Annotated in this window: 22 protein-coding genes; 4 read left to right on the plus strand and 18 right to left on the minus strand. The window is 53.8% G+C overall.

The annotated features are described in order from the left end of the window. From Q1B46_RS20570 to Q1B46_RS20645, 16 genes are all read right to left on the minus strand, one after another. The gene (locus tag Q1B46_RS20570; protein ID WP_299951477.1) at nucleotides 1-1,266 is read right to left on the minus strand and encodes an ABC transporter permease; all 1,266 of its coding nucleotides are present in this window, start codon (nucleotides 1,264-1,266) and stop codon (nucleotides 1-3) included. An 89-nt stretch (nucleotides 1,267-1,355) separates the two neighbouring features. Then, nucleotides 1,356-2,447: an ABC transporter substrate-binding protein gene (locus tag Q1B46_RS20575; protein WP_299951480.1), complete on the minus strand. Its 1,092-nt coding sequence runs from the start codon at nucleotides 2,445-2,447 to the stop codon at nucleotides 1,356-1,358. A 59-nt stretch (nucleotides 2,448-2,506) separates the two neighbouring features. Beyond that, nucleotides 2,507-3,604, minus strand: coding sequence for an ABC transporter ATP-binding protein (locus Q1B46_RS20580; RefSeq protein WP_299951483.1), 1,098 nt, complete (start codon nucleotides 3,602-3,604; stop codon nucleotides 2,507-2,509). 31 nt (nucleotides 3,605-3,635) lie between these two features. Continuing rightward, nucleotides 3,636-4,493, minus strand: a complete 858-nt coding sequence (locus tag Q1B46_RS20585) for a glycine betaine ABC transporter substrate-binding protein (RefSeq protein WP_299951486.1) — start codon at nucleotides 4,491-4,493, stop codon at nucleotides 3,636-3,638. A gap of 82 nt (nucleotides 4,494-4,575) precedes the next feature. Continuing rightward, the gene (gene gcvA, locus Q1B46_RS20590; protein ID WP_299951489.1) at nucleotides 4,576-5,505 is read right to left on the minus strand and encodes a transcriptional regulator GcvA; all 930 of its coding nucleotides are present in this window, start codon (nucleotides 5,503-5,505) and stop codon (nucleotides 4,576-4,578) included. Nucleotides 5,506-5,677: 172 nt separating this feature from the next. Then, nucleotides 5,678-6,256: a peroxiredoxin gene (locus tag Q1B46_RS20595; RefSeq protein ID WP_299951492.1), complete on the minus strand. Its 579-nt coding sequence runs from the start codon at nucleotides 6,254-6,256 to the stop codon at nucleotides 5,678-5,680. A gap of 40 nt (nucleotides 6,257-6,296) precedes the next feature. Beyond that, the gene (locus Q1B46_RS20600; RefSeq protein ID WP_299951495.1) at nucleotides 6,297-7,094 is read right to left on the minus strand and encodes an ABC transporter permease; all 798 of its coding nucleotides are present in this window, start codon (nucleotides 7,092-7,094) and stop codon (nucleotides 6,297-6,299) included. Between the two features lie 4 nt (nucleotides 7,095-7,098). Continuing rightward, nucleotides 7,099-7,986, minus strand: a complete 888-nt coding sequence (locus Q1B46_RS20605) for an ABC transporter permease (RefSeq protein ID WP_299951498.1) — start codon at nucleotides 7,984-7,986, stop codon at nucleotides 7,099-7,101. A gap of 4 nt (nucleotides 7,987-7,990) precedes the next feature. After that, entirely contained in the window at nucleotides 7,991-9,043 is a 1,053-nt protein-coding gene (locus tag Q1B46_RS20610; RefSeq protein WP_299951501.1) for an ABC transporter ATP-binding protein, read from the minus strand. Nucleotides 9,044-9,062: 19 nt separating this feature from the next. Further along, nucleotides 9,063-10,160: a PotD/PotF family extracellular solute-binding protein gene (locus tag Q1B46_RS20615; protein ID WP_299951504.1), complete on the minus strand. Its 1,098-nt coding sequence runs from the start codon at nucleotides 10,158-10,160 to the stop codon at nucleotides 9,063-9,065. A 189-nt stretch (nucleotides 10,161-10,349) separates the two neighbouring features. Then, the gene (locus Q1B46_RS20620) at nucleotides 10,350-10,997 is read right to left on the minus strand and encodes an NAD(P)H-dependent oxidoreductase (RefSeq protein WP_299951507.1); all 648 of its coding nucleotides are present in this window, start codon (nucleotides 10,995-10,997) and stop codon (nucleotides 10,350-10,352) included. Between the two features lie 26 nt (nucleotides 10,998-11,023). Continuing rightward, nucleotides 11,024-11,491, minus strand: a complete 468-nt coding sequence (locus Q1B46_RS20625; RefSeq protein WP_299951510.1) for a hypothetical protein — start codon at nucleotides 11,489-11,491, stop codon at nucleotides 11,024-11,026. Continuing rightward, nucleotides 11,484-12,776, minus strand: a complete 1,293-nt coding sequence (locus Q1B46_RS20630; RefSeq protein WP_299951513.1) for an amidase family protein — start codon at nucleotides 12,774-12,776, stop codon at nucleotides 11,484-11,486. Before Q1B46_RS20630 ends, Q1B46_RS20625 begins: the two co-directional genes overlap by 8 nt. Beyond that, a complete protein-coding gene (locus tag Q1B46_RS20635; RefSeq protein ID WP_299951516.1) occupies nucleotides 12,776-13,663 on the minus strand; it encodes a polysaccharide deacetylase in 888 nt (295 codons plus the stop codon). Before Q1B46_RS20635 ends, Q1B46_RS20630 begins: the two co-directional genes overlap by 1 nt. An 11-nt stretch (nucleotides 13,664-13,674) precedes the next feature. Then, on the minus strand, nucleotides 13,675-15,231 hold the full coding sequence (locus Q1B46_RS20640) for an amidohydrolase family protein (protein WP_299951519.1): 1,557 nt from the start codon (nucleotides 15,229-15,231) through the stop codon (nucleotides 13,675-13,677). A 10-nt stretch (nucleotides 15,232-15,241) separates the two neighbouring features. Further along, nucleotides 15,242-15,925: an urea carboxylase-associated family protein gene (locus tag Q1B46_RS20645; protein ID WP_299951522.1), complete on the minus strand. Its 684-nt coding sequence runs from the start codon at nucleotides 15,923-15,925 to the stop codon at nucleotides 15,242-15,244. A 248-nt stretch (nucleotides 15,926-16,173) separates the two neighbouring features. On the opposite strand from Q1B46_RS20645, the gene Q1B46_RS20650 reads away from it, so the two are divergent. The 4 genes from Q1B46_RS20650 to gcvA (Q1B46_RS20665) all read left to right on the plus strand — a co-directional run bounded on the left by Q1B46_RS20650 (nucleotide 16,174) and on the right by gcvA (Q1B46_RS20665) (nucleotide 19,041). Further along, nucleotides 16,174-16,635: an ester cyclase gene (locus Q1B46_RS20650; RefSeq protein WP_299951526.1), complete on the plus strand. Its 462-nt coding sequence runs from the start codon at nucleotides 16,174-16,176 to the stop codon at nucleotides 16,633-16,635. A gap of 24 nt (nucleotides 16,636-16,659) precedes the next feature. Then, on the plus strand, nucleotides 16,660-17,238 hold the full coding sequence (locus Q1B46_RS20655) for a VOC family protein (RefSeq protein WP_299951529.1): 579 nt from the start codon (nucleotides 16,660-16,662) through the stop codon (nucleotides 17,236-17,238). A gap of 70 nt (nucleotides 17,239-17,308) precedes the next feature. Then, nucleotides 17,309-18,085 (plus strand): SDR family oxidoreductase, encoded by a 777-nt coding sequence (locus Q1B46_RS20660; protein WP_299951532.1) that lies wholly within the window; start codon nucleotides 17,309-17,311, stop codon nucleotides 18,083-18,085. A 35-nt stretch (nucleotides 18,086-18,120) separates the two neighbouring features. Further along, nucleotides 18,121-19,041 carry a transcriptional regulator GcvA gene (gene gcvA, locus Q1B46_RS20665; RefSeq protein ID WP_299951535.1) on the plus strand — a complete coding sequence of 307 codons (921 nt, stop codon included), beginning with the start codon at nucleotides 18,121-18,123 and terminating at the stop codon, nucleotides 19,039-19,041. A 157-nt stretch (nucleotides 19,042-19,198) separates the two neighbouring features. Here the strand turns inward: gcvA (Q1B46_RS20665) and Q1B46_RS20670 are convergent, their stop codons facing one another. Both Q1B46_RS20670 and Q1B46_RS20675 read right to left on the minus strand, forming a co-directional pair. Further along, nucleotides 19,199-19,522, minus strand: coding sequence for a hypothetical protein (locus Q1B46_RS20670; RefSeq protein WP_299951539.1), 324 nt, complete (start codon nucleotides 19,520-19,522; stop codon nucleotides 19,199-19,201). Nucleotides 19,523-19,682: 160 nt separating this feature from the next. Beyond that, nucleotides 19,683-20,816, minus strand: coding sequence for a Hint domain-containing protein (locus tag Q1B46_RS20675; RefSeq protein ID WP_299951543.1), 1,134 nt, complete (start codon nucleotides 20,814-20,816; stop codon nucleotides 19,683-19,685). Nucleotides 20,817-20,874: the final 58 nt, after the last annotated feature.

Here is a 20,874-nt window from a genome sequence, read left to right on the forward strand (position 1 = left end):
TCACCCCAGTTTGAGCTTGTCGATACCGACGAGCTTGTTGAACAGCCAATAGAGGATGAGGATGGCGGCCAGCAGAATTGTCGACAATGCTGCGGCAAGCCCCCAGTTGAGGCTGCGTTGCACGTGAAGTGCGATGAAGTTTGAGATGAGTTGCCCATCTGAACCGCCGACAAGGGCTGGTGTGATGTAAAAACCGATAGACAGGATGAAGACCAAAAGACAGCCTGCCGCAATACCGGGTTTCGTCTGAGGCAGATACACCCTGAAGAAGGCAACACTTGGGGCCGCGCCCAAAGACTCGGCCGCGCGAACATAGGTCGGCGAAATTGTCTTCATGACACTGTAGAGCGGCAAGATCGTGAATGGCAAAAGGATGTGGGTCATCGCGATGACCGTACCGGTTGCATTATAGATCAACTGCAAACGCTGCTCATTGCCAATCAGGCCAAGGAACACGAAAATATCGTTGATGACACCCTGACTTTGAAGAAGCGCCAGCCATGCTGTTGTTCGAACAAGCAGCGCTGTCCAGAATGGCAACAGGACGAGGATCATCAGAAGATTGGCATATTTGGCCGGAAGAGACGCAAGCAGGTATGCAACTGGGAAACCAAGCAGCAGACATAGCGATGTTATCAACACACTAAGGATCAGCGTTCGCACAAAGAGCGTGATATAAATTTGCCGTTCGGGTTCGACGAAGACCACATTGCCGTCCATGTCCCGCTCAAGATCAAGTGCGGCAAGATAGAAATCTGGCGTCACGGGTGCGATGGCCCGTCGGATAGAAACCCATATCTGCGGGTCCTGCCAAGCGGGGTTAGCAGTGGCCAAGGCTTCCAGGTATGGGGCTTGGAGTGACTTTGCTTTCCGCGCGGTGCCGGTGATGACGCTGCGCGATCCGGGCAGTGAATAATTGACGCGTGTAGCAACCTTGCCGATTGTCCGATTTTCACGGGCCTCGACCATGTCCGCGACAAGCGCGGCGGCGATTTCTTCGGAGGGGAGGTCTGATCCCGTCCAGTCTTTCATGGCCACCTGGGACCGATGCAAGATGTCCCCTCCGGCGCCATTCTGGACACTCAGGCGTGCCATCTGCATCATGGGCAGAGCAAAGGCGACAAATACAAACAAGAACAGAGGCAAGACGTAGAGAAACGCATTGATCCGCTTGCGACGTATCGCTTTTGCCAATCTAATTTTCAGTGTCCGAGGGTCTTCGGCCAATGAGGCGGTGTTTTCGTGTTTCAGGGCGATAGTCGTCATTGCACAACGTCATGTTTTGAGGGGGCATCAGACCGGAACCCGCTTTGGGGTCGCTTCCGGTCTGATGAATTTTCTTTGTTTAAAGCTGCTTACTGGGCAGCGAGCCAAGTGTTGAAACGCTCGGTCAACTCCACGACATGATCGGCCCAGAATGCTGCGTCAGTCTGGCGAGCACGCGTGAGATTTTCGGGCGCAGTTGGCATATGAGATGCCATCTGGATGCCAGATTCAGCATGGGTGGTGATCAACGGGTTCGATGACTTGCGGGCGGGACCATAGGAAATCCACCGTGCCTGCTCGGCCAGTTGCTCGGTGCTGGTCGCGTATTTCAGAAACTCAAGCGCAAGGTCTTTGTTCGGCGCGCCTTTTGGAATGACCCAGAGGTCGAGATCCCAAATCTGGCCGTCCCAGACGATTTCAAACGGCTTGTTCTCGACCACTTGGGCATTGAATATCCGTCCGTTCCAAGCCGTCGACATGACAACTTCGCCGTCTGCCAGAAGTTGCGGCGGCTGAGCACCGGTTTCCCACCAGATTATGTCATCCTTGATGGTATCAAGCTTTGCAAAGGCACGATCCTGGCCGTCTTTTGTGGCAAGAACTTCGTAGACCTGATCGGGTTCGACGCCATCCGCGATGAGTGCGAATTCCAGCGTCGCCTTGGCGATCTTACGCAAACCGCGCTTTCCGGGGAACTTTTCAAGATCGAAAAAGTCCTCAGCCGTGGTGGGCTGGTCATTCGGGAATCTGGTTCGATCATAAGCATAGATATTGGTCCAGATGACCGATGCGACAGCACATTCATGCAGTGTGCCGGGCAGGAAATCCTCGGTTGCCGGTGTCCCATCAGGAGCCGCCGGAAGTTGCGCGTGATCAATGACTTCGGTCAGACCCTCATCACAAAGTAGCAACGCCTCGGCAAGTTCAGTATCGACGAGGTCCCAGGTTACCTTTCCGGACTCTACCTGCGATCTGATGACACCAATATTTCCGTCATAATCCTCGGACCGGATCGTAACGCCGGTCTCGGCCGAAAATGACTTGTGATGGGCTTCAACCTGACTTTTCGTATAAGCTCCTCCCCAGGAAACCACAGTCAGTTCACCTTCTGCCAAAGCGCCTGTTGACAGCAAGGTGCCAATCGCGGTCGCAAGCAGCGACCCTCTCAATCTTGATTTCATTTTGTTCACTCCCTTGGTTGATGAATTTCATGGAACGGAAGATGGGCCGAAGCGACGCCTCAGGCATCGAGCGCGTGGCAGTCACCGACACGCCAGCCAATCTCGATCGTGGTTCCGGTTTGGAAAGTTGGATGTTGCTCTGCATTCGGGATTTTCAGAACAAACTGATCTGTGCCACAGGTGCTGAGCCGCAAGCGAAGATGATCGCCCAGATAGATAAGCTCTTCGACGCGTGCGGTGACTGCGTTGAACCCCGGGTCTTTCGGCGGATTCACAACGACCCGTTCCGGGCGGACCGACAACAGGGTCGCGGCACCTGTTTCACCGACATTAACCGGCAACGCCCTCAGGGTCGTCCCATCCGCGAGTGTGACGACACATTGGTTGTTCTGAACGGTTTGCAGGATACCGGTAAGCTTGTTGTTTTCGCCGATGAACTGCGCCACAAAGCTGGTCTGGGGACGTTCGTACAGCTCGTTTGGCGCGGACAATTGCTGTACGATACCATTGTTGAAAACCGCAATACGGTCAGACATTGTCAGCGCTTCAGACTGATCGTGGGTCACATAAACGATGGTCACGCCAAGCCGCTCATGAATGTGTTTGATTTCGTATTGCATTTGCTCACGCAGCTGCTTGTCGAGCGCGCCGAGAGGTTCATCCATCAAAACCAGCTCCGGCTCGAACACGAGTGCCCGGGCAAGGGCAACGCGTTGCTGTTGTCCGCCAGACAACTGCGCGGGCCTTCTTTCTCCGAATGCGGACAGTTCAACAAGATCGAGTGCCCTGCGCACCTTTTCAGAGATATCGGATTTGCCAAACTTTCTGACGCTAAGTGGAAAGGCAAGATTCTCAAAAATCGTCATGTGCGGGAACAGGGCATAATTCTGGAAAACCATACCGATTCCACGCTTGTGCGGCGGGATCAGATTGATCGAGCGATCCGCGATAAGGATGTTGCCTGCGGTCGTTGCCTCGAACCCGGCAAGCATCATGAGGCTTGTGGTTTTGCCAGACCCTGATGGCCCAAGCATGGTTAGGAATTCGCCCCGGGCGATATCCAGATTCAGGTTTTTTACGACCAGGGTTTCGCCATCATATGTCTTTTGGACGCCTTCGAACCGCACATAAGCCTGCTCAGGCGCTGGAACTGCCATTGATCGAACCTCTGCGAGCGATCTCTCCATATCAGGCACTCTTCTTTTCGAGGGCTGCTGCGATCCACGCGTCCACGCGCGCGGCATTGTTCTGCACCCATTCTTCGGCGGCATCGTCGGGCGAGAGCCCATCGATCACGATGCGTTTGTCCAGCTTTGTGATAGTTGGAATTCCCAGGTTGATGTTGGCCAACAGCGCATGAATCCAGGCGGGGGCACCTGCCAGAAAACCAGTATTGGCAATGATCCAACCGGTATCATCCGGGCCCATGCTCAAGTCCGGATCTGTAAGCCTCCGCAACGAAACCTGGTCATTCAGAAAGCACGGCTGCCAAATCGCAATGGCAAACTTACGGCCTTCTCCATATGCCTGAAGGGTATGCGAAACCCAATCCGCTTCCTCGCGTGCGTCAATCTCGTAACCGGCTTCGCGAAGGCCGTAATCGTCCAGCGCCTCGTTCGCCCTATTGGTTAATACAGCGCCACCCGGACCAACCGAAACGATCTGCTTCTCGAAAGACGCGTCTCGGAGGTCAGAAATAGAGGACACTTCATTCTCATGGACATAGTCAGGAACCGCTAGAAAGAATGCGCCTCCATCGAAGATCTCACCCATCTGTCGGGCGTTGTTCTTTACCGATTTCCAGAACTCGGAATGTCCGCTCGGCAGCCAGCTTGCAACGAATACATCAATCTCGCCCGATCCGATTTTGGGATAGATTGTCTCGTGAAACTCACGAACAAACGAAACGCTCGCGCCTGCCCGGCTTAGTACATTCCCGACCACTGCACCCTGCACCGCATAAAACGAGAGAGGGGGCGAACCGATCACAACATTAGTGGTAGTCAAACTATTTCCTCCGAACATGCCCGCGTTTTTCTGGGCCATGTTCGGAAATCTTAGCGAGACGCCTGCCGGCGCCACAAATTAGGTTATCTCAGTCGACACATAAGTATTGGGCAAAGGCATCTCAGCCGTCACCGAAGTATCGCCGCCCAATGGGACTATCCCGAAATATATCAACTTCGTCCAAAAGCCAGTCCTGAAACACGCGTACTTTCTTTCGCTCCGCGTTTAGTTTCGGGCACACCAAATAATAGCTTTTGTTCTTCATTGGCCCCCCGAACGGCACCACAAGCGAACCGTCCTCGATATTGCGCGCCGCGGCAATCAAACTGACCAATGCAACCCCATGCCCATCAAGTGCGGCCTGCAGGCACATTTGTTCGTCGCTATAGGTTGCAACAATATTGGACGGCTTGGACGTGATGCCAAATGTGGAAAGCCAACCGTTCCAGTCGGGATCGACGTCAGTAAATCCCCCCCACTCGTAACTGATCAGAGGCTGATCAACCAACGCCTCGGGTCCCTTGGATGGTAGCGGGAAATCAGGGGCACACACTGCAGCAACACAGTCGTCCAATACCCAGGCAGAATGAAGGTCGGGGTAGTCACCAAACCCATAGCGGATGGCGACGTCAATCTGTAATCGCTGGAAATCGACCGGATCATCAGAGCTGTAGAGACGAACCGAGAGATCGGGGTTTGCTTTCTTGAACTTGGGCAAACGCGGGCTCAGCCAGGTATTTGCAAACGATCTTGTGGTCGAAACCACCAACTCACCTTCCAGATCGTCCAGACCAAGGGCAATGGATCCTTCTACAAGTTTGCCAAAGGCCTGCTGAACAAACGGCGCATAGATGGCCCCTTCGGTGGTCAGCCTGAGTGATCGCGTCAGACGGTGGAACAGCTTTACGCCGAGTTGGCTCTCCAGGGTCTTCACTTGATGGCTTATCGCCGTTGGCGTAACGCACAACTCTTCCGCCGCAAGCTTAAAGCTGAGGTGTCGGGATGCGGCATCAAATGCGCGAAGACTGTTAAGTGGTGGCAATCGGGTCAATGTCAGGCGCCCAGTACTAGTTTCCTTCTAAGATAGTTAGTTGATGACGAAGCAATTCCAATCTTCGATGGCACGCGGGCAAACCAATACCTGCTTTTTTAAACATTTTGCGGCGGCAAACGATATCCCGCGCGCTGTTCATCCACTGATTTCGAGACGGCGTAAAGCCTCGCTATTCGACGGAGTATGACACTTTCCAACTTTCAGCCGAAGTATCAGAGTCTTCCTGATTTGTCTTCAGCCACGAGAGCAGCGACACAGCATCAGACGCAGTCATTGGCGCGTCCGGCGCGTTGTCACCAAAGCCCGGCTCGGACAACATGCACTCGATCTGACCATCGTTCACGACCATTGCGTAACGCCAGCTTCGCAATCCCATGCCGTCTTCTGTGTATTCGACCAACATGCCCATTTTGCGGGTAAATTCACCGTTTCCATCGGGCAGCATTTTCACATTCTTAACATTCAGCGCCTTAGCCCATTGAAACATGACAAACGCATCGTTCACTGAAAGGCAGTACACCTCGTCAATGCCGTGGGCTCGTATCTCGGAATAGAGTTTCTCAAACCCTGGCAAATGCTCGTCTGAACAGGTCGGCGAAAATGCGGCGGGCACTGCAAAAATAGCGATCCGCCGACCAGCGCAAACATCTTCGGTTGAAACGGCGCGCCACTCGAACGGGTTTTCCATCTCCGGGTTGCTTACCCGCACCCGGGTTTGAAGTGTGGCATGTGGAACAGTTGATTGCATCGGTAGGCACCTTGTCAAAATCTTGTCGAAGCGGAGCGGCTCAATCGGTTTTATCAAGCGCACCAACCATTTTCAGCAGATCCCCAAAACGGGCAACCAGCAGGAACAACCCGGCCGCCGCGAGTACCGAGAATACTGATACCGCAGCCATTGCCGGGGAATAGCCATAACGCAGCGAATTCACCACTTTGATCGGAAGCGTTTCGACGGTGAAACCCGCGACCATGAACGCAATGATGTATTCGTTCATGCTGAGCACAAAGCAAAAGGCCGAAGCACCGAAAACGAACGGCAGAATAAGTGGAAAAATGACGGTTTTGAATATTTCGGTTTCTGTCGCACCAAGTGAGGCAGCCGCATCCAAAAGGTCTTCGTCAACCGTTTCCAGACCCAGCGATATCATCATCAAGGGTATCGTTACCAAAAAGACAGAATGCGAAATCGTCGTTGCCCAGAATGAGCCGTAGCCGCCAATTTCTGACCAGAATATCAAAAAACCAAGCGCCGAAGTAACCGGAGGCAACATGAAGGGGACCAGTCCCAATCCAAAGAGTGCCTTGGCGAACAGAATGCCGTGCCGCCACATCATGAAACAGATGGGCAAGGCGATTGCGATTGCGATCACGGTTGCTATGGCGGCGACGGTGAGGCTGGTCAGGATAGGATCAAGCCATTCCGGTGTTGAAACAACATCGCGATACCAGTCCAAGCTGAACCCGCGGGGTGGGAAATACAGGCGCTTCTTTTCATTGAAGGACACACCGGCCACAACGATGAAGGGCATCGCCAGAAACAGTGCGACAAAACAGACATAGAGTCTTCCTAAACGTGCACTCATGTGATCAGCCCTCGCTTTTCTTGCTCAGTTTCCCAACGCCAAGGATCAGCGAAAAGCAGATCAGGCACAGAAACACGGACATGGCAGCTGCAAAGGGAATGTTTGATTTGTAGATCGCCTGATCTGTGATCAACACGGACAACGTCCAGTCGGCGGGTCTTCCCAGCATTTGCGGGAACAAATAAGCGCCCAGTGCAAAAACGAACACTAAAACCAGCGCCGAGATTATCGTGCCTCGCAAGGCGGGCACAACAACCGTAAAAAACGCGCGGACAGGGCCTGCACCCATGGTCGCGGCGGCTTCAGGCAAACTGCGATCAAAGCGCGAGATTGGCGGGTAGATTGTCAGAACCGCGAAAGGGAAACAGAAATGCAGCATCGCGATCATGATGGCAAAGCTGCTTGGGTAGAGAGAAACAGGTCTGTCCAGAACACCAAGCCAAACCAGGATGTTTGATACCCCCGCCGTCCGTGAAAGAAGAATGGTCCAGCTAAAGCCCAGGATGACTTCGGACAGCGTAAGGATGCACAGCAGAAGGATCACGATGGGTATCTGCACGACCCGCCGCATTCTTGATACCAGGTAGGTGAAGGGCATCGCCAGACTGACACACACAACTGAAATAACCGCGCAAAGCGTGAGTGATCTTACCAAAGCGGTCAGAAACACCGGATCAAAGAATGCGGCATAGTTCGACAGAACAAAATCAGGCTCATAGAACCCGTCCGGCACGCGATAATAAAAGCTGACGGCCCCCATGATCAGGAAGGGGCACAGGAAAAATACCAACAGCATGATGCCCGGGGGGATCAGGATCAGGTTTTTACTATCCAACCTTCCAAATGATGATGATTTGGCTGCGGTGGGAACGGATGTTGACTGCACAGTCATTAACTCAGGCTCTCATCACGTGCGCGTGGTCAGGCAGCAGAAGATCCAGCCTGTCCCCCTCGCTATAACCAAGGGAATGCCCGGATGGTTCTTTGACAAGGAACTCGTACTTTCCGAAGGACGCGGTCACTTCGATCTCTGACCCCAAATCCCGGATCAGGCGCACTTCAACCGGAATGGCGTGAGATGGGTCATCGCTTTGGGTTCGCAGCGCAAGCTGCTCGGGCCGCAGACACAGCAGGCTTGGCGTGTGATCCCGTTCAGCTTCTCCGATGCACCCAACATTTAATCTACGACCTTCAAATTCGAACGTACCGTCTTGCCGCGCGATCCCTTCCAGCAGGGTCGAAGTTCCAACAAAATCTGCAACAAAGGGCGTAGAAGGCTTGCGATAGATTTCCAGCGGCGTTCCGACCTGCTGGATTTCTCCGTGATCAATCACAACGACAACATCCGACATTGTCATTGCTTCGCGTTGATCATGGGTTACGACGATGGTGGTTATTCCAAGCGTTTGCTGAAGATCGCACAATTCGTTCTGCATGTGCTCTCTCAACTTTGCGTCCAATGCAGACAACGGCTCATCCAAGAGAAACAGGCGTGGTTCCATCGCAAGTGCGCGAGCGATTGCAACGCGTTGCCTTTGTCCCCCGGAAAGCTGGTTCAATGTGCGATCAGCAATATGTGGAAGTTTGATCAGTTCAAGCAGCTCTTCGGCTCGGGCCCGCCGCTCTGCTTTGGGGCGCCTTTGCAGCATCAACCCGTAGGAGATGTTTTCCCAAACATTGAGATGAGGAAAAAGGGCGTAGTTCTGAAAAACCATACCAACATTTCGCTGATGAGCGGGCATTCGCGTCACATCTGTATCGTCGAAACGGACAACGCCTTCAGAGGCGCTGTCCAATCCGGCCACCAACCTGAACAGTGTACTTTTTCCACTGCCCGAAGGCCCAAGAAAAGTTATCATTTTGCCTGATGGCAGATCCAGATTCACGTGTTTCAGAGCATCAAAGCTGCCAAACCGCTTCCAGACGTTTTCAAGGGTCAGGTTGGTCATAGTCTTGGGCCTTCACAGGTTAAGAGATTACGCGCGAGAACTCAGTCGCGGTCCAATCACCCCAATCTGTGTACAGATGATATGCTGGCGCGATCGTGCTGGCATCGGTCGACACTTGGCCCCACTCCTCATCCGTCAGGTCAGTTGTTTCGCGCGGCACAACTGGGCCACCGCCAAGGTTCCGAGCCAGCAGCGCCTGAACCGACGGATCAAGCGTAAAGTTCAAGAACTCATGCGCCTGATCCCGCAACGCCGTACCTTTGGAAATACCCCAATAGGCTGGGTTCTTCACAGCGCCCTCTTTTGGGAACACCCGGTCGATCTCGATCCCTTCGGCCTGCGCCACGGTTGCGACATCGTTATAGTAGATGCCGATTGGCAATTCGCCGGTTTCAAGACCGTTCTGGAATTGTGCTTCATCGCGATACCACAACGAAACCGTTTCTTTGAGCTCGCCAACTTTCTGAAGAACTTCCAGTGTCCCTTCCTTGGTCTTCAGAATATCTGGCCCACCAAAATAGGTGGCCGCAGTGATGTCGATGATGTTCGATATCTCAGGCTGCGCCATGACCCCGGCCAAACCGCTGTTGGACGGGTTCCAAAGCTCTGTCCAACTGTTGGGGGCCTGCGGGAAGTCGTCGCGCAAGGTGACGAGAATATTGAAATAGAAGAACCACGCCACACCGTTGGGGTTTCCGTCCGTGCTTTGGCTAAGCCCCTGAACCTCTGGCAGGTATTTCGCGTTCGGAATTCGGGACATGTCCAGTTCTTCGATGATCCCCGCGTTTGTGGCTCGCACCATCGGAATGGGAATCAGCGCCGACACATCCAGCGGGATGTTTCCCGCGCGAATGGCCTGCGCCAATTGTACGACTTGCGCATCCCCGTTAGGCGTTCCGATGGAATCGACCTCGATGCCCGTGGCTGCCGTGAATTCCGGGTAAAGCTTCTCAGACAGCACTTCCTCAAAGAACCCGCCCCAGGACCCGATCTTGAGCGGTTCAGTCGCCGCATGAACTGCAGGCGCATAAAGTCCAGACGTACCGGCCAGTACACCTGTGGCCGCCGAAGTTTTTAAGAACTGGCGTCGGTTGAAACCAAGTTTGCGATTACGCATGTTTTTTCCTCCCTAACATTTTGAAAGAGAATGAAACGGGCATGTGCGTTGACACAATTGATAAGAACTCAGTCCGGGGATGAGCTAAGCTTGCTTCGAATACACAGGTATTTCTTATCCGGCAGCCGAACGGAAAGAGGCATGCCAATCGGCACGCCCCCAAGAAAAATAGTTTTTGTTTATTGATAGTTAGCCAGCCAACTGACTGGCCACGTCCCGTGTCTGGGCTTGGGCATTTGCCACTGACGATTCCCAACGCGCATCGCGGAATTCTTCATATTCGATCGCGATGGTCTGCATCTCGTTGGAGTTTGCACCAAGATAATGTGCGCTCGCCGCCAACGCCGGATCGAGGCCGTTCATATGCGCGCGACTGCCACCTGGCGCAAAATCGAACTCGCCACGCGACGAAAGCACAACAAGTTCCTTGCCAGCCAGAATTGGTTCAATTGGAACATCACCCCGTGCCAGATCGAAACTAAAGGTGACGCCGACCCGCGCGATCAAGTCAAACCAGGCCTTCAACGCCGCAGGCATCGAATAATTGTACATCGGAGCACACAGGGCGATCACATCGGCAGCTTTGATTTCTTCGATCAGGGCATCGGATTCGGCAAGTGTTTGTTTCTGCCCGTCGGTCAGTTCACTCGGCTCAGTAAACGCGGCTGCGATCCAATCTTCGTCGATGATTTTCGGTGGTGTCAGGCCCACGTCCCGGTGCGTGATCTCTCCACCCCCGGACGCAGTCCAGCTATCTTCGAAAAGTTTCGCCAGCTCTCGGGTATGAGATCTGTTTTGGCGCGCACTTGAATGTACGATCAAAAGGGATTTTGGCATTGGTATTCTCCAGTTCTACTTTACGTTCAGACTTCGAAACGCTCAGCATCAAGGCCACTTGCGGCAAATGCATCTGCGATGGATGGAAGGATGTCCCAGGCCTGAGCGGCGATGACCCAGCCCGGGGGGTTCTTGACCAGAAGAAAGGCACTGACGTCTTCAGTGACTTCGTTTTGATTTTCGTGCATTTCACAGCCCGCCATGGCCACGGCAACATTGCCGGTTACCCAGATGTGCAGCCCCACGCCCTTTTCTTCGAAAACCGAAATCCGTCCGCTGTCGCGCAGCGCCTTCATTCGATTGCCAAAGGTCTCAGCTGTTTGACCGCTGGCAGGCCGTGACGAAGCGAAGAGCAACGCTTCGGGCAAATAGGCTGCCGCCAACGCCTGCGTGTCTGGTGGGGTTTCTTCGTCCCAGCACAGGGCCCGGAATTGTGCAGCAATCAACGCTGCAATTTCTTCGCGATCGCGCGCGATTTGGGTCTGGTCAGTCATGAAAGGCCTCAGCATTCAGGGTCAACAGCGTCAGGGCAATCTCTTTGGCAGCTTCAAGCAGACGGTCGTCGCTGCCGGGTACGCCACACAAGGACAGGGATTGCCCCGGCACCCTTCCGCTGACGGGCATGGCCAGCGAGGGCATGTCCAGAAACGCCGTTGGCATGGTCAAGCTAAGTGCGCGCGCATTCGCTTCGGCAAAACGGTCCGGTGCCTGAACGGATGCAATACTTGGCGGCGGTCCGGGCACGGTTGGCATCAGCAACAAGCTATTGCCTAGAAACCCGCGCATCTCCTCCTGCAAGTCTTTGCGTGTTTGCCTGAGTGCTTCGACCTTGACAGGATCGCCCGGCAAAGCTTGCGCTAGACGGCGGCGCACATTGGGATCAATCGCCGGATTATCCAGCATCGTATACTGCGCCAACTGATCGGGTGCTTCGGCGGCAACAAGGGTGCCGAGCTTTTCAAACGTAGCCGCCACATTGGACAAGACCGGCACAGGCACTGTGTCAACGACCCAACCCCGTGCTGCAAGTTCATTGGCCGCTATTTCCAGCAACTGGGCCATGTCAGATGACATGTGCCCAAGGCTTTCAGCATCCGGTACGATGATCCGATCCGCTCGGGCACCATCGGTGGGCGGCGCCAATTTGCGCATCACTGCATCCAGCAGGGTGATTCCGGCAAAGTCTCGCGCCATCGGACCGGGCGTATCAAGGGACGGGGCAAGGGGCAGAATGCCCGCATCGTCATACCGCCTCATGCTTGGCCGATACCCATAAATACCCTGATAGGCCGCCGGAACGCGCGTTGATCCCGACGTATCACTCCCGATCGCAAGATCGGCAATTCCCAGCGCCACTGCCGTCGCACATCCGCTGGACGAGCCTCCGGGAACAACCGAGTGGTCTAGTGCGTTCAAAGGCGTTCCGAAATTGGGGTTGAGCCCCAATCCGCTAAAAGCGAACTCAGACAAATTTGCGTGCCCCATCGGCAATGCACCGGCGTTAACCAGATTGGAAACAAGTGGGGCCGACAAGGACGCCGGCGCTGGATCAAAGCTTTTTGAACCGGCGCTGGTCGTCATGCCAAGAATGTCGATATTGCCTTTGATGACAACTACCGCGCCTTCGAGCAGCCCTATTTTCTGCCCCTGCGCAGCCTGCGCATCAAAACGACGCGCCAAATTCAGCAGCCCGACATCATCCCGCTGCAAGAACACATGTTTTGCAGTGGGAAGCGCTGCCCGGCCAAGAGCCTGCGCCAGAGCTTCGACAGAAGACATCAGAACAGGACGGGCTTTGTGTAGTAAGGCAGATGTTCAACGCGAACGGCCGACGGGTCTTTGGCAGCCTCGGCGCGGACATGGGCGGCAATTTCGTGCATCGGGGCAAACCAAACATCGCCGCGTTCCAGAATGGCCTCCAACCAACGTTCGACCTGACGCCAGCGGGCCAGACGCCCAGTCAGGAACGGATGCCAGATTGCCAGCCAGAAACCACCGGCTTCGTATTGTGCCTCAAACTCTTCCCAGAACCCTTCCAGACCCTGGCTGGGGCCCGCGACAGGCATCATGTATCCGATTTCGTCGTAATGGGCGAAGGGCGGCCAGTCATCAGTGCCCCAATGAACCGGCAGTTCCACCAAAGAGCCCTTGGCCGTTTTCATCAAATAGGGAATATCGTCAGCCATCAGCGAGCTTTCGTATTCGAACCCGTGTTCGATCATCAGGTCGATCACTGACTGGTTCACATTATAAACCGGCGCGCGATAACCCTTGGGTGTATTGCCGATGACCCGTTTGTGGCTGTCCAAAGTGCGTTCGAACCATTCGCGTTGCTCGGCCGGGCCATGGGCGGTCGGGTCTTCGTGCAAATAGCCGTGATGGCCAATCTCATGACCATCCTTCAGGATCATCTCCATCGTGTCCGGGTATTGCTCGACTACCCAGCCCGGTACAAAAAAGGACTGCTTCAGGCCGAATTTGCGATAGGTCTCAAGAATACGCGGGATTGCCACGGTGGGGCCATACCGCCCCATCGAGATCGGATAAAGACGGTCATGCCCGTCCTTGGGACGCGAGATGTGGATCAGGCTGTCAGCGTCGATATCAAAGCTGATCGCACAGGCGCAGCGCGCACCATTCGGCCATTTGATTGGATTACGGATCATGTGATGTCCTTTCAAATACTGCTGTTGCCGTAGCGCAGCACGGGTTCGGGCACTGGCAGCCCAGAAATTGACTGGGAACCATTAAGGGATGGGTGTTCCCAGCGGGCGTACCAGGCCAAAAGATATGGGCGCAGATCCTGTGCAAGTTCGCGTGAACTGGGATCGGGGGGATTGGCCTCAATCTCTCGCTGTAGGCGGTCGATCAGGTTTGGTGCATCGACCTTCACGGCCTGTCCGCTGTCGAGAACGACCTCACCCTGAACAACAACGTGCCGTATATCATCGGCTTTCGCCCGCCCGACGATCAGATCAATCGGATCAACCTCGGGTGCACACCAGGGTGCCATCGCGCGGCTGAGATCAACAACGACAGCGTCTGCACAAAATCCCGGTTTCAACTGACCCAGTTCGTGCGGGCGACCCATCAACCGGGCTCCACCAATCGTTGCCATCGAAAACACATCGCGAGAGGCCAACTGCACCGCCGTCGCATGAGGGGGGGTATTCAACGCACGCGCCAGCCGCATTTCGGCAAACATATCTTCGTCACCGCCCAGGGTGGTTCCATCCATCCCCAGCGCCAAACTGACACCATGCGCATGCATTTCAGCGGCAGGTGAGACGCCTGATCGCAGCCGCAAGTTTGATCCCGGATTATGGCTCACCTGCGCGCCGCTTGCGGCGATATCGACCATATCGTCCAACCCGGCCCAAACCACATGCGCCATCGAGAGCCGTTCATTCAGCAGCCCCATATCTGAAAACCGCCGCATCAGGCGCTTGCCGTGAATCCGCTGGCTTTCAAGCCCCTCGTAAAAGCTTTCTAGTGCATGTGTCTGAATGCGTGTGTCCAAACGCTCGGCGTCTCGTGCAATCTGCTCCAACACTGGTTCGGGGGTCCATTGGGGACCGGTCGGACCGAACCAAAACTGCTGCATCCCATCGCCCGAAGGAACAAGCGCCTGCATCAAGCTCAGGTAATCTTGTTCAGGAAGACGCTTGCGTTGCGTCTCACAGGTCCGCAGGGCGTCACGTAAGTCTTGGGGCAAGCTTTCCAAAAAGCCCTTTTCTTCCCCTGCCCCATGCACCATTCGATTTTGCCAGCGCTCACCGGGGGCAATAGCCGCGCGAAGCCCCACGTCCCGATAGGCCTGGGCCTTTTCCTCTAACCTGGCCACGCCTTCATTCAAGCTTACCCCAGCCGAGCACATATCAACGACCGAAGTGACACCGGTTCTGATCAGTCGCAAACCCGCGTGTGCGCTTGACACATAAGGTGACAACCCGACCATCGATGGGCCGCAGAACATCCATGGCTCGAGAAAATCATCCTGAAAATTCTGATTGGCGAGCTCGACCCCATAACAATGATGATGGGCGTTGATCAGACCGGGAAGCACCGCACAATTGTCGTCGCCATATTCCGGCACACCGTGATAACGGGCGCGCAGCGCATCAGTTGGCCCGACCTCAAGAACCCGCCCGTTTGAAAGAACGACCGCATGATGTTCCAGTACATCAGTTGGAGAGAGGACAACCCATCGACCAGTCAGGAGCATATCGGCCATGATCTACTCCTCAGGCCGCGTCAACCTGAAACTCCAGACGGTCCGGGGTTGTGCCCTCTCCGTTAACTGGAGTGACGTCTTGTGGGCAGGCAGACATTACCGCGATGACATCCATATCTGCCTTGAAGGTCATGTAATCGCCCGGTTTGGATACGGGTGGTGCAAAAGCCGTACGCCCATCAGGCTGAATCGGGACGTTCATCCAAAGATTGAAAGGGGCTGGAATGGCCGGCGCGCGGTGCCCGATTGCAAGCAGGGCTTGGCGCAGGTTGTCCACGCAATTGTCGTGGTATTCCTCGACCCCGAGCTGCCGGTAACGCGCATGATCGCAGGCTGCAATCACTGTATCATGAACACCGGGCGATGTGTCCTCGGTGATCGTCATCAGTGGTCGCCGCAGGTTCGAGACAATCCCGTCACCCACTTTTGGCATAACGGAAAGCAAACTGGTGTGCAGATGCTCCATCGAGCTGTATTCGTTTAGATCCTCAGTATTGAATATCCAGAAATCACAAACCTGAAACCCAACCGGATTGATGACCTTTAGTGATTGACCCCTTTGCACTTTGACCGCGCGACCGCAGCGCGCCGGAATCTCGTACCGGCGGCCCAACTCTGGTGAACCGCCATTCGGTAGCCCAATCTCAAGACTTTGGTTGGCGCCGTCAGGTTTACCGGGGTCAAATGCGGTCATGATCAATACCTCTGCATCAAGTTTTGCCCCTGCATGCTCACATCAACTGCGCCTTCAGAAAAATGAGGAAATCTCAGGTCATGCTGAAGTTTAATTGCACTGAAGGATATCGACGGCCTCACAAAGGCGACGCGTGAAAACAACGACATGCGTAGATGAATTTCTCTCAACTTCGGGCTGATGATTCATCGTGTGACAAGGCGCGGCCCCTTCGGCTTAGCTTTGCCAAAGTTTTCAGGAGGAAACCAATGAGCGATCAGGAACGCAACAAACAGACTGTTGCCGATATTTATGGCATTTGCTGGAACAAGGGAGACATGAACAAGATTGACGAGATCTTCACCGAAAACGTCAGTCATGCACAGTTTCTAGAAGGCTGGCCGACTGGACGCGAAGGCTTCAAGACGTTGGTAAACTTCTGGCGCACGGCGTTCCCTGACATTCATGAAGACGCCATCGACCTAGTTGCAGACGGCAACACCGTTATGTCCCGCTTTCGTTTGCGCGGCACCCACAAGGGCGACTTTTACGGTGTCCCCGGCACCGGGCGCAAAGTCGACATCTATGGTGCCGAGTGGTTCAAGTTTGATGAGAGCGGCATGGTGACGGACTATCTCTACCATGAAGATACCCTTGGCCTGTTCTTCCAGCTTGGCGTTATGCCCCTTCCTCATCTGGCGATCGCCGGTGTCGACGGCACCGAAAAGTAACTCTCGCCGATATTGGAGATTGATATGACCGCTCTACCAGAAGATCTGTTGGCCAAACTGCCCCAAGTCACCAGCGACGAAACCCTGTCCAACACTTATCTTGGTAATGTCGTTGAACTGGCGATCGTCACGGACGATCACGTCAAAACCATGGAAGGTCTATGTCGCCTGGGCATTGGCCCATGGGCGGTTTACACCTTTTCACCCGACAACGTGACGGATCAGACCTATCGGGGCGAACCCTGCGAATTCGCGTTGAAGGTTTGTTTTGCAAAGTCCGGAAACATGATCTGGGAATTGATGGAGCCGCTTTGGGGACCATCAATTTTCAAGGACTTTCTTGAGAAAAACGGGACTGCATTCCACCATGTCGCCTACGACTGCAATGACGCCCCTTGGGAAGAACGTCTTGCGGAACTCGAGGCGCGCGGCTTCAAGGTTGTGCAATCTGGAAAGTGGAAAGGGAAAAACTCCTTTGCGTTCTTCGAAACCGAAGATGCCACGGGAACCACTTTCGAAACCTACCATTTCCCGGAAGACTGGGACTACCCTGAGCCAGAAAGCTGGTTTCCCGCATCTCCCCCAGGTGAGGTGACTTGGTAAGTCAACCTTCCTGAACTGACGCGGCACCAGTTAATCTGGTGCCGCGCTTTTTTAATCAAAGGAAAGAAACGTGCAAGCCCTCGATTTCTCAGACCAAACCGTCCTTATCACCGGCGCAAGCAGGGGCATTGGCTACGGTGTTGCCCAGTTGTTTGCGGAATGTGGCGCGGACGTACACATCATGGCCCGTGGGCAGGATACGCTGGAAGCCGCATCAACGCTGTCGGACAAGACAAACCGACAGGTGACAGGTTGGGTATGTGACATAACAAACAGCCAAAGCGTTGATAGTGTTTTTTCCCAGCTACCAAAGCTGGATACGTTTGTCGCCAACGCGGGATTGGAACTTGTGACTCCGATTACCGATACGACGTCCGAAGCTGAAGCGCGCTTTCGTCGCGTCATCGACGTCAACGTCATCGGCACCTATCTCAGCACCCGCGCCGCAGTGCCACTAATAAAAGGCGGCGGGAATATCATCATCACGTCTTCCATTTGGGGCACAACGGCCGAGGCAGAGTTAGGCGCCTACATTGCCTCCAAACACGCAAACCTTGGGTTTATGCGTGTGCTGGCAAAAGAACTGGGCCCTCGTGACATTCGCGTAAACGCCGTGTGCCCTGGTTGGGTTCTGACAGATCCAGCCCGCGAAACGCTCCGGCAAATGGCGCAAGAGCGTGACGTCTCTGAAGATGTGGTGGCAAGCGAAATCAGTTCGCAGCAGTCTTTGCCCGGCATACAGTCCCCAGCCGATATGGCATTAAGCTATCTATATCTGGCCTCATCGCTCGCAAAGAACATTACAGGCCAGAAGATTAATGCAGATCGAGGGGCAGTACAGGGCTAAACTGCGTCTGGACACCAATTTGGAGAAGGTCAATTATGAGTCGATTGCCAAATCTCAAAAGCATCCAAGCATTTGAAGCGGTCGCACGCCATCTCAGCTTCAAACATGCAGCTGATGAATTATGTGTGACGCCGACGGCAGTTTCTCATCAGGTGAAATCCCTGGAAACTCATCTTGGGCTTCAGCTTCTCAACCGCTCCAATCGTTTCGTCTCTTTGACCCCGGACGGCGTAATTTACGCTCAACATATTTCAAAAGCCTTTGAACATCTGACTGCGGGCACCGACGCGTTGGCGAAGGATGAGATTTCCGGAGATCTCACTATCACAACGACGAGTTCATTTGCCTCAAACTGGCTGAGCCCCCGTCTGGCGCAATTTGCAGAGCTTTATCCAAACCTGTCTGTCAGAATTCTTGGGTGCGATGGGGTTACGGATTTCAAGTCAGAACCGATTGATATTGCAATCCGCTATGGGTACGGGGACTACCCCGAAATGCATTGTGCCTGGGTGCTGGACGACTATGTCGCGCCGGTGTGCAATCCGGCGCTTGCCAAAGACCTTCAGACAGCCGAGGATCTGTCGACGGCCCGGCTTATTCAATACGAATGGTCGGGGTTTTCGGACACGGACCCCAGCTGGCATACATGGTTGGACCAAAATGGTGCCAAAACTGAAAGCTTCCGCCCCTTTGTTACCTATTCGGAAGAGCATATGTGCCTGCTAACGGCAAGCGATGGTCACGGCGTAAGTTTGGTTAGTCTGATCGCGGCAGAACGATATGTTCGTGATGGCAGACTGGTTGTTCCGTACAACTACATAATCAAGAACAAGAGTTATTATTTGGTCTGCCCGCACTCGATCGCGCAAAAATCAAAGATCAAAGCGTTTCAGGATTGGCTGCTGGATCAGGCCGACTTATTCCGGGACAGCGATTTCGGAAAAGAATTTTTCTAGTGATTGCTACCGCTTAAGGCCCGATACCGTCATTGGGTTAGTGCGTATGGAAACGGAATTTTATTGTGAAATACCTTAGTACAAATGCATGCGGCGAACCCGATCCCGAGTCCGCCGCGCATGATTTTGACCTGATTGCTAAAGGTCAAGCAGTGAACTAGTCGCCGTAGGTATACTCACCCAAATCGCACAAGTTCACATCATAATCTTCAGCCGTGGATCCATCGGAGAATACGCCACGAATATCATAGCTGCAGGTTAACAGACCGTCGGCAATGGTCACATCGATGTCATCACCTGCCGCCAGGCGATCACCGCTCAGCAAATTTTCTTCCCAAGCAATCGTACTTGCAGAAGAAACATAGAACCCCGTTAGTGAAACCGAGCTTTCGTTTGACAAAATAAATTCCAAATCATCTGCAGCAGCAACCGAACCAAACAGCATCAGAGCTGCGACCTTGAACGAGACAATCTTAAGCATTTTTTCCCTTACAACTAATCGAAATCACTCGTTGATTTCTCCTGGCTGACGGATTGCAGTTTTTTTTGAAGAACAAAACCCCAATGTAACATTACTCACCCGCATTTTATGGTTTGCCATTTCAGATCAGGTTCTATGCCTGCCCGGGCATTTTTAGGCGCTAAGGTAGCCGGGACATGAGCGGTTTGTTATTCTTGTGATGCCGCTCTGCAAGTCGCTTCATGAGCTTGCCTTTCTCAGGAACATAACGCACGGCGGGGGCGGTATCTGGGACACAAATGTCCGGAAAGATTAATGTGATCTCTTTGCGCGCTTCAGGAGACATGGACTTTAGCGCTTCGGGTCCGGTGAACAAACTTTCCGTTGGCGCACCGTTAGAGTAAACGATTTGATGATCCTTAAAAAGGATGTGAAAATATTCTATCCCGTCAGGACAATCGTTCTGCGTTTCAATCCCGTCGATGGCAATCAGTTTATTTGCAGGAATAAGGACTTCATCGGTCTTGAACATCCGCTCTGCAATGGATGAGCGCACCAAGATGCGGTGCTGCGGAGAGACAATCAAATCCTGCTTTGGAAAGCCCTCACCCAGCGCATCAGTGTGAATGATGATTGGCTTTAGCTTTGGATTGTACTCAAGGTCAATTCGGTCAAGCTTGCGTGAACCTACCCAGCTGATGGGCTGATATCCGCTATCCATAGTCAAAACCAGATCGCCTTCTTTCAAATCCTCGACCGGACACTCACCGTCAAAGGTTTCGATCATTGTGCCACGGGCGAAACAAATAAGGCTAGCGTAAGAGATAGAGCCCAACGGGTTCGAGGCATCAAGCGTGTAGGTGCCACCATCGACAAGTGGCTGGGTAAATGCGAAATACCCACCACCTATCAAATTTGTTAAGCTTGAACCGTCGAGCGGGTTTCCGTTTTCGTCCAGAATGTCCGAAATCGAACTCACAGGGATTCCGTCCCCAAAGGCCACCCATGTGCCTTCAAAACTTGATCCGTCAGAGCCTGTCACGGTGAAACGGTCATTAGAGTTGACGTCCAGCCCGGCATTGGACGTATCACCCCCGAAACTGACCAAAAGTTCGTTACCATCGAAAATTTCACCGTTCTGGTTGCCCCCATCATCCAGATTGGGGTCACCATCCAGGTCATCCAGGACCAGCGAAATCCCAGAGGTATTGCCCGCATCGAACATAAAGGAGCCCTCGAAAGGGTCTCCAGGCGTGTTGTCACTTGACCAACCCAAATCGTTCGGATCGAAAATCAAGATTGTATGTTGTACCATTTAATTTGCACCAACGGGCTTTGTCACAGGGATCGGGTGTTAAGGTAAGGTGTGGTGG

Source organism: uncultured Ruegeria sp., from assembly GCF_947500045.1.
In the GTDB taxonomy this organism is placed as follows: domain Bacteria; phylum Pseudomonadota; class Alphaproteobacteria; order Rhodobacterales; family Rhodobacteraceae; genus Ruegeria.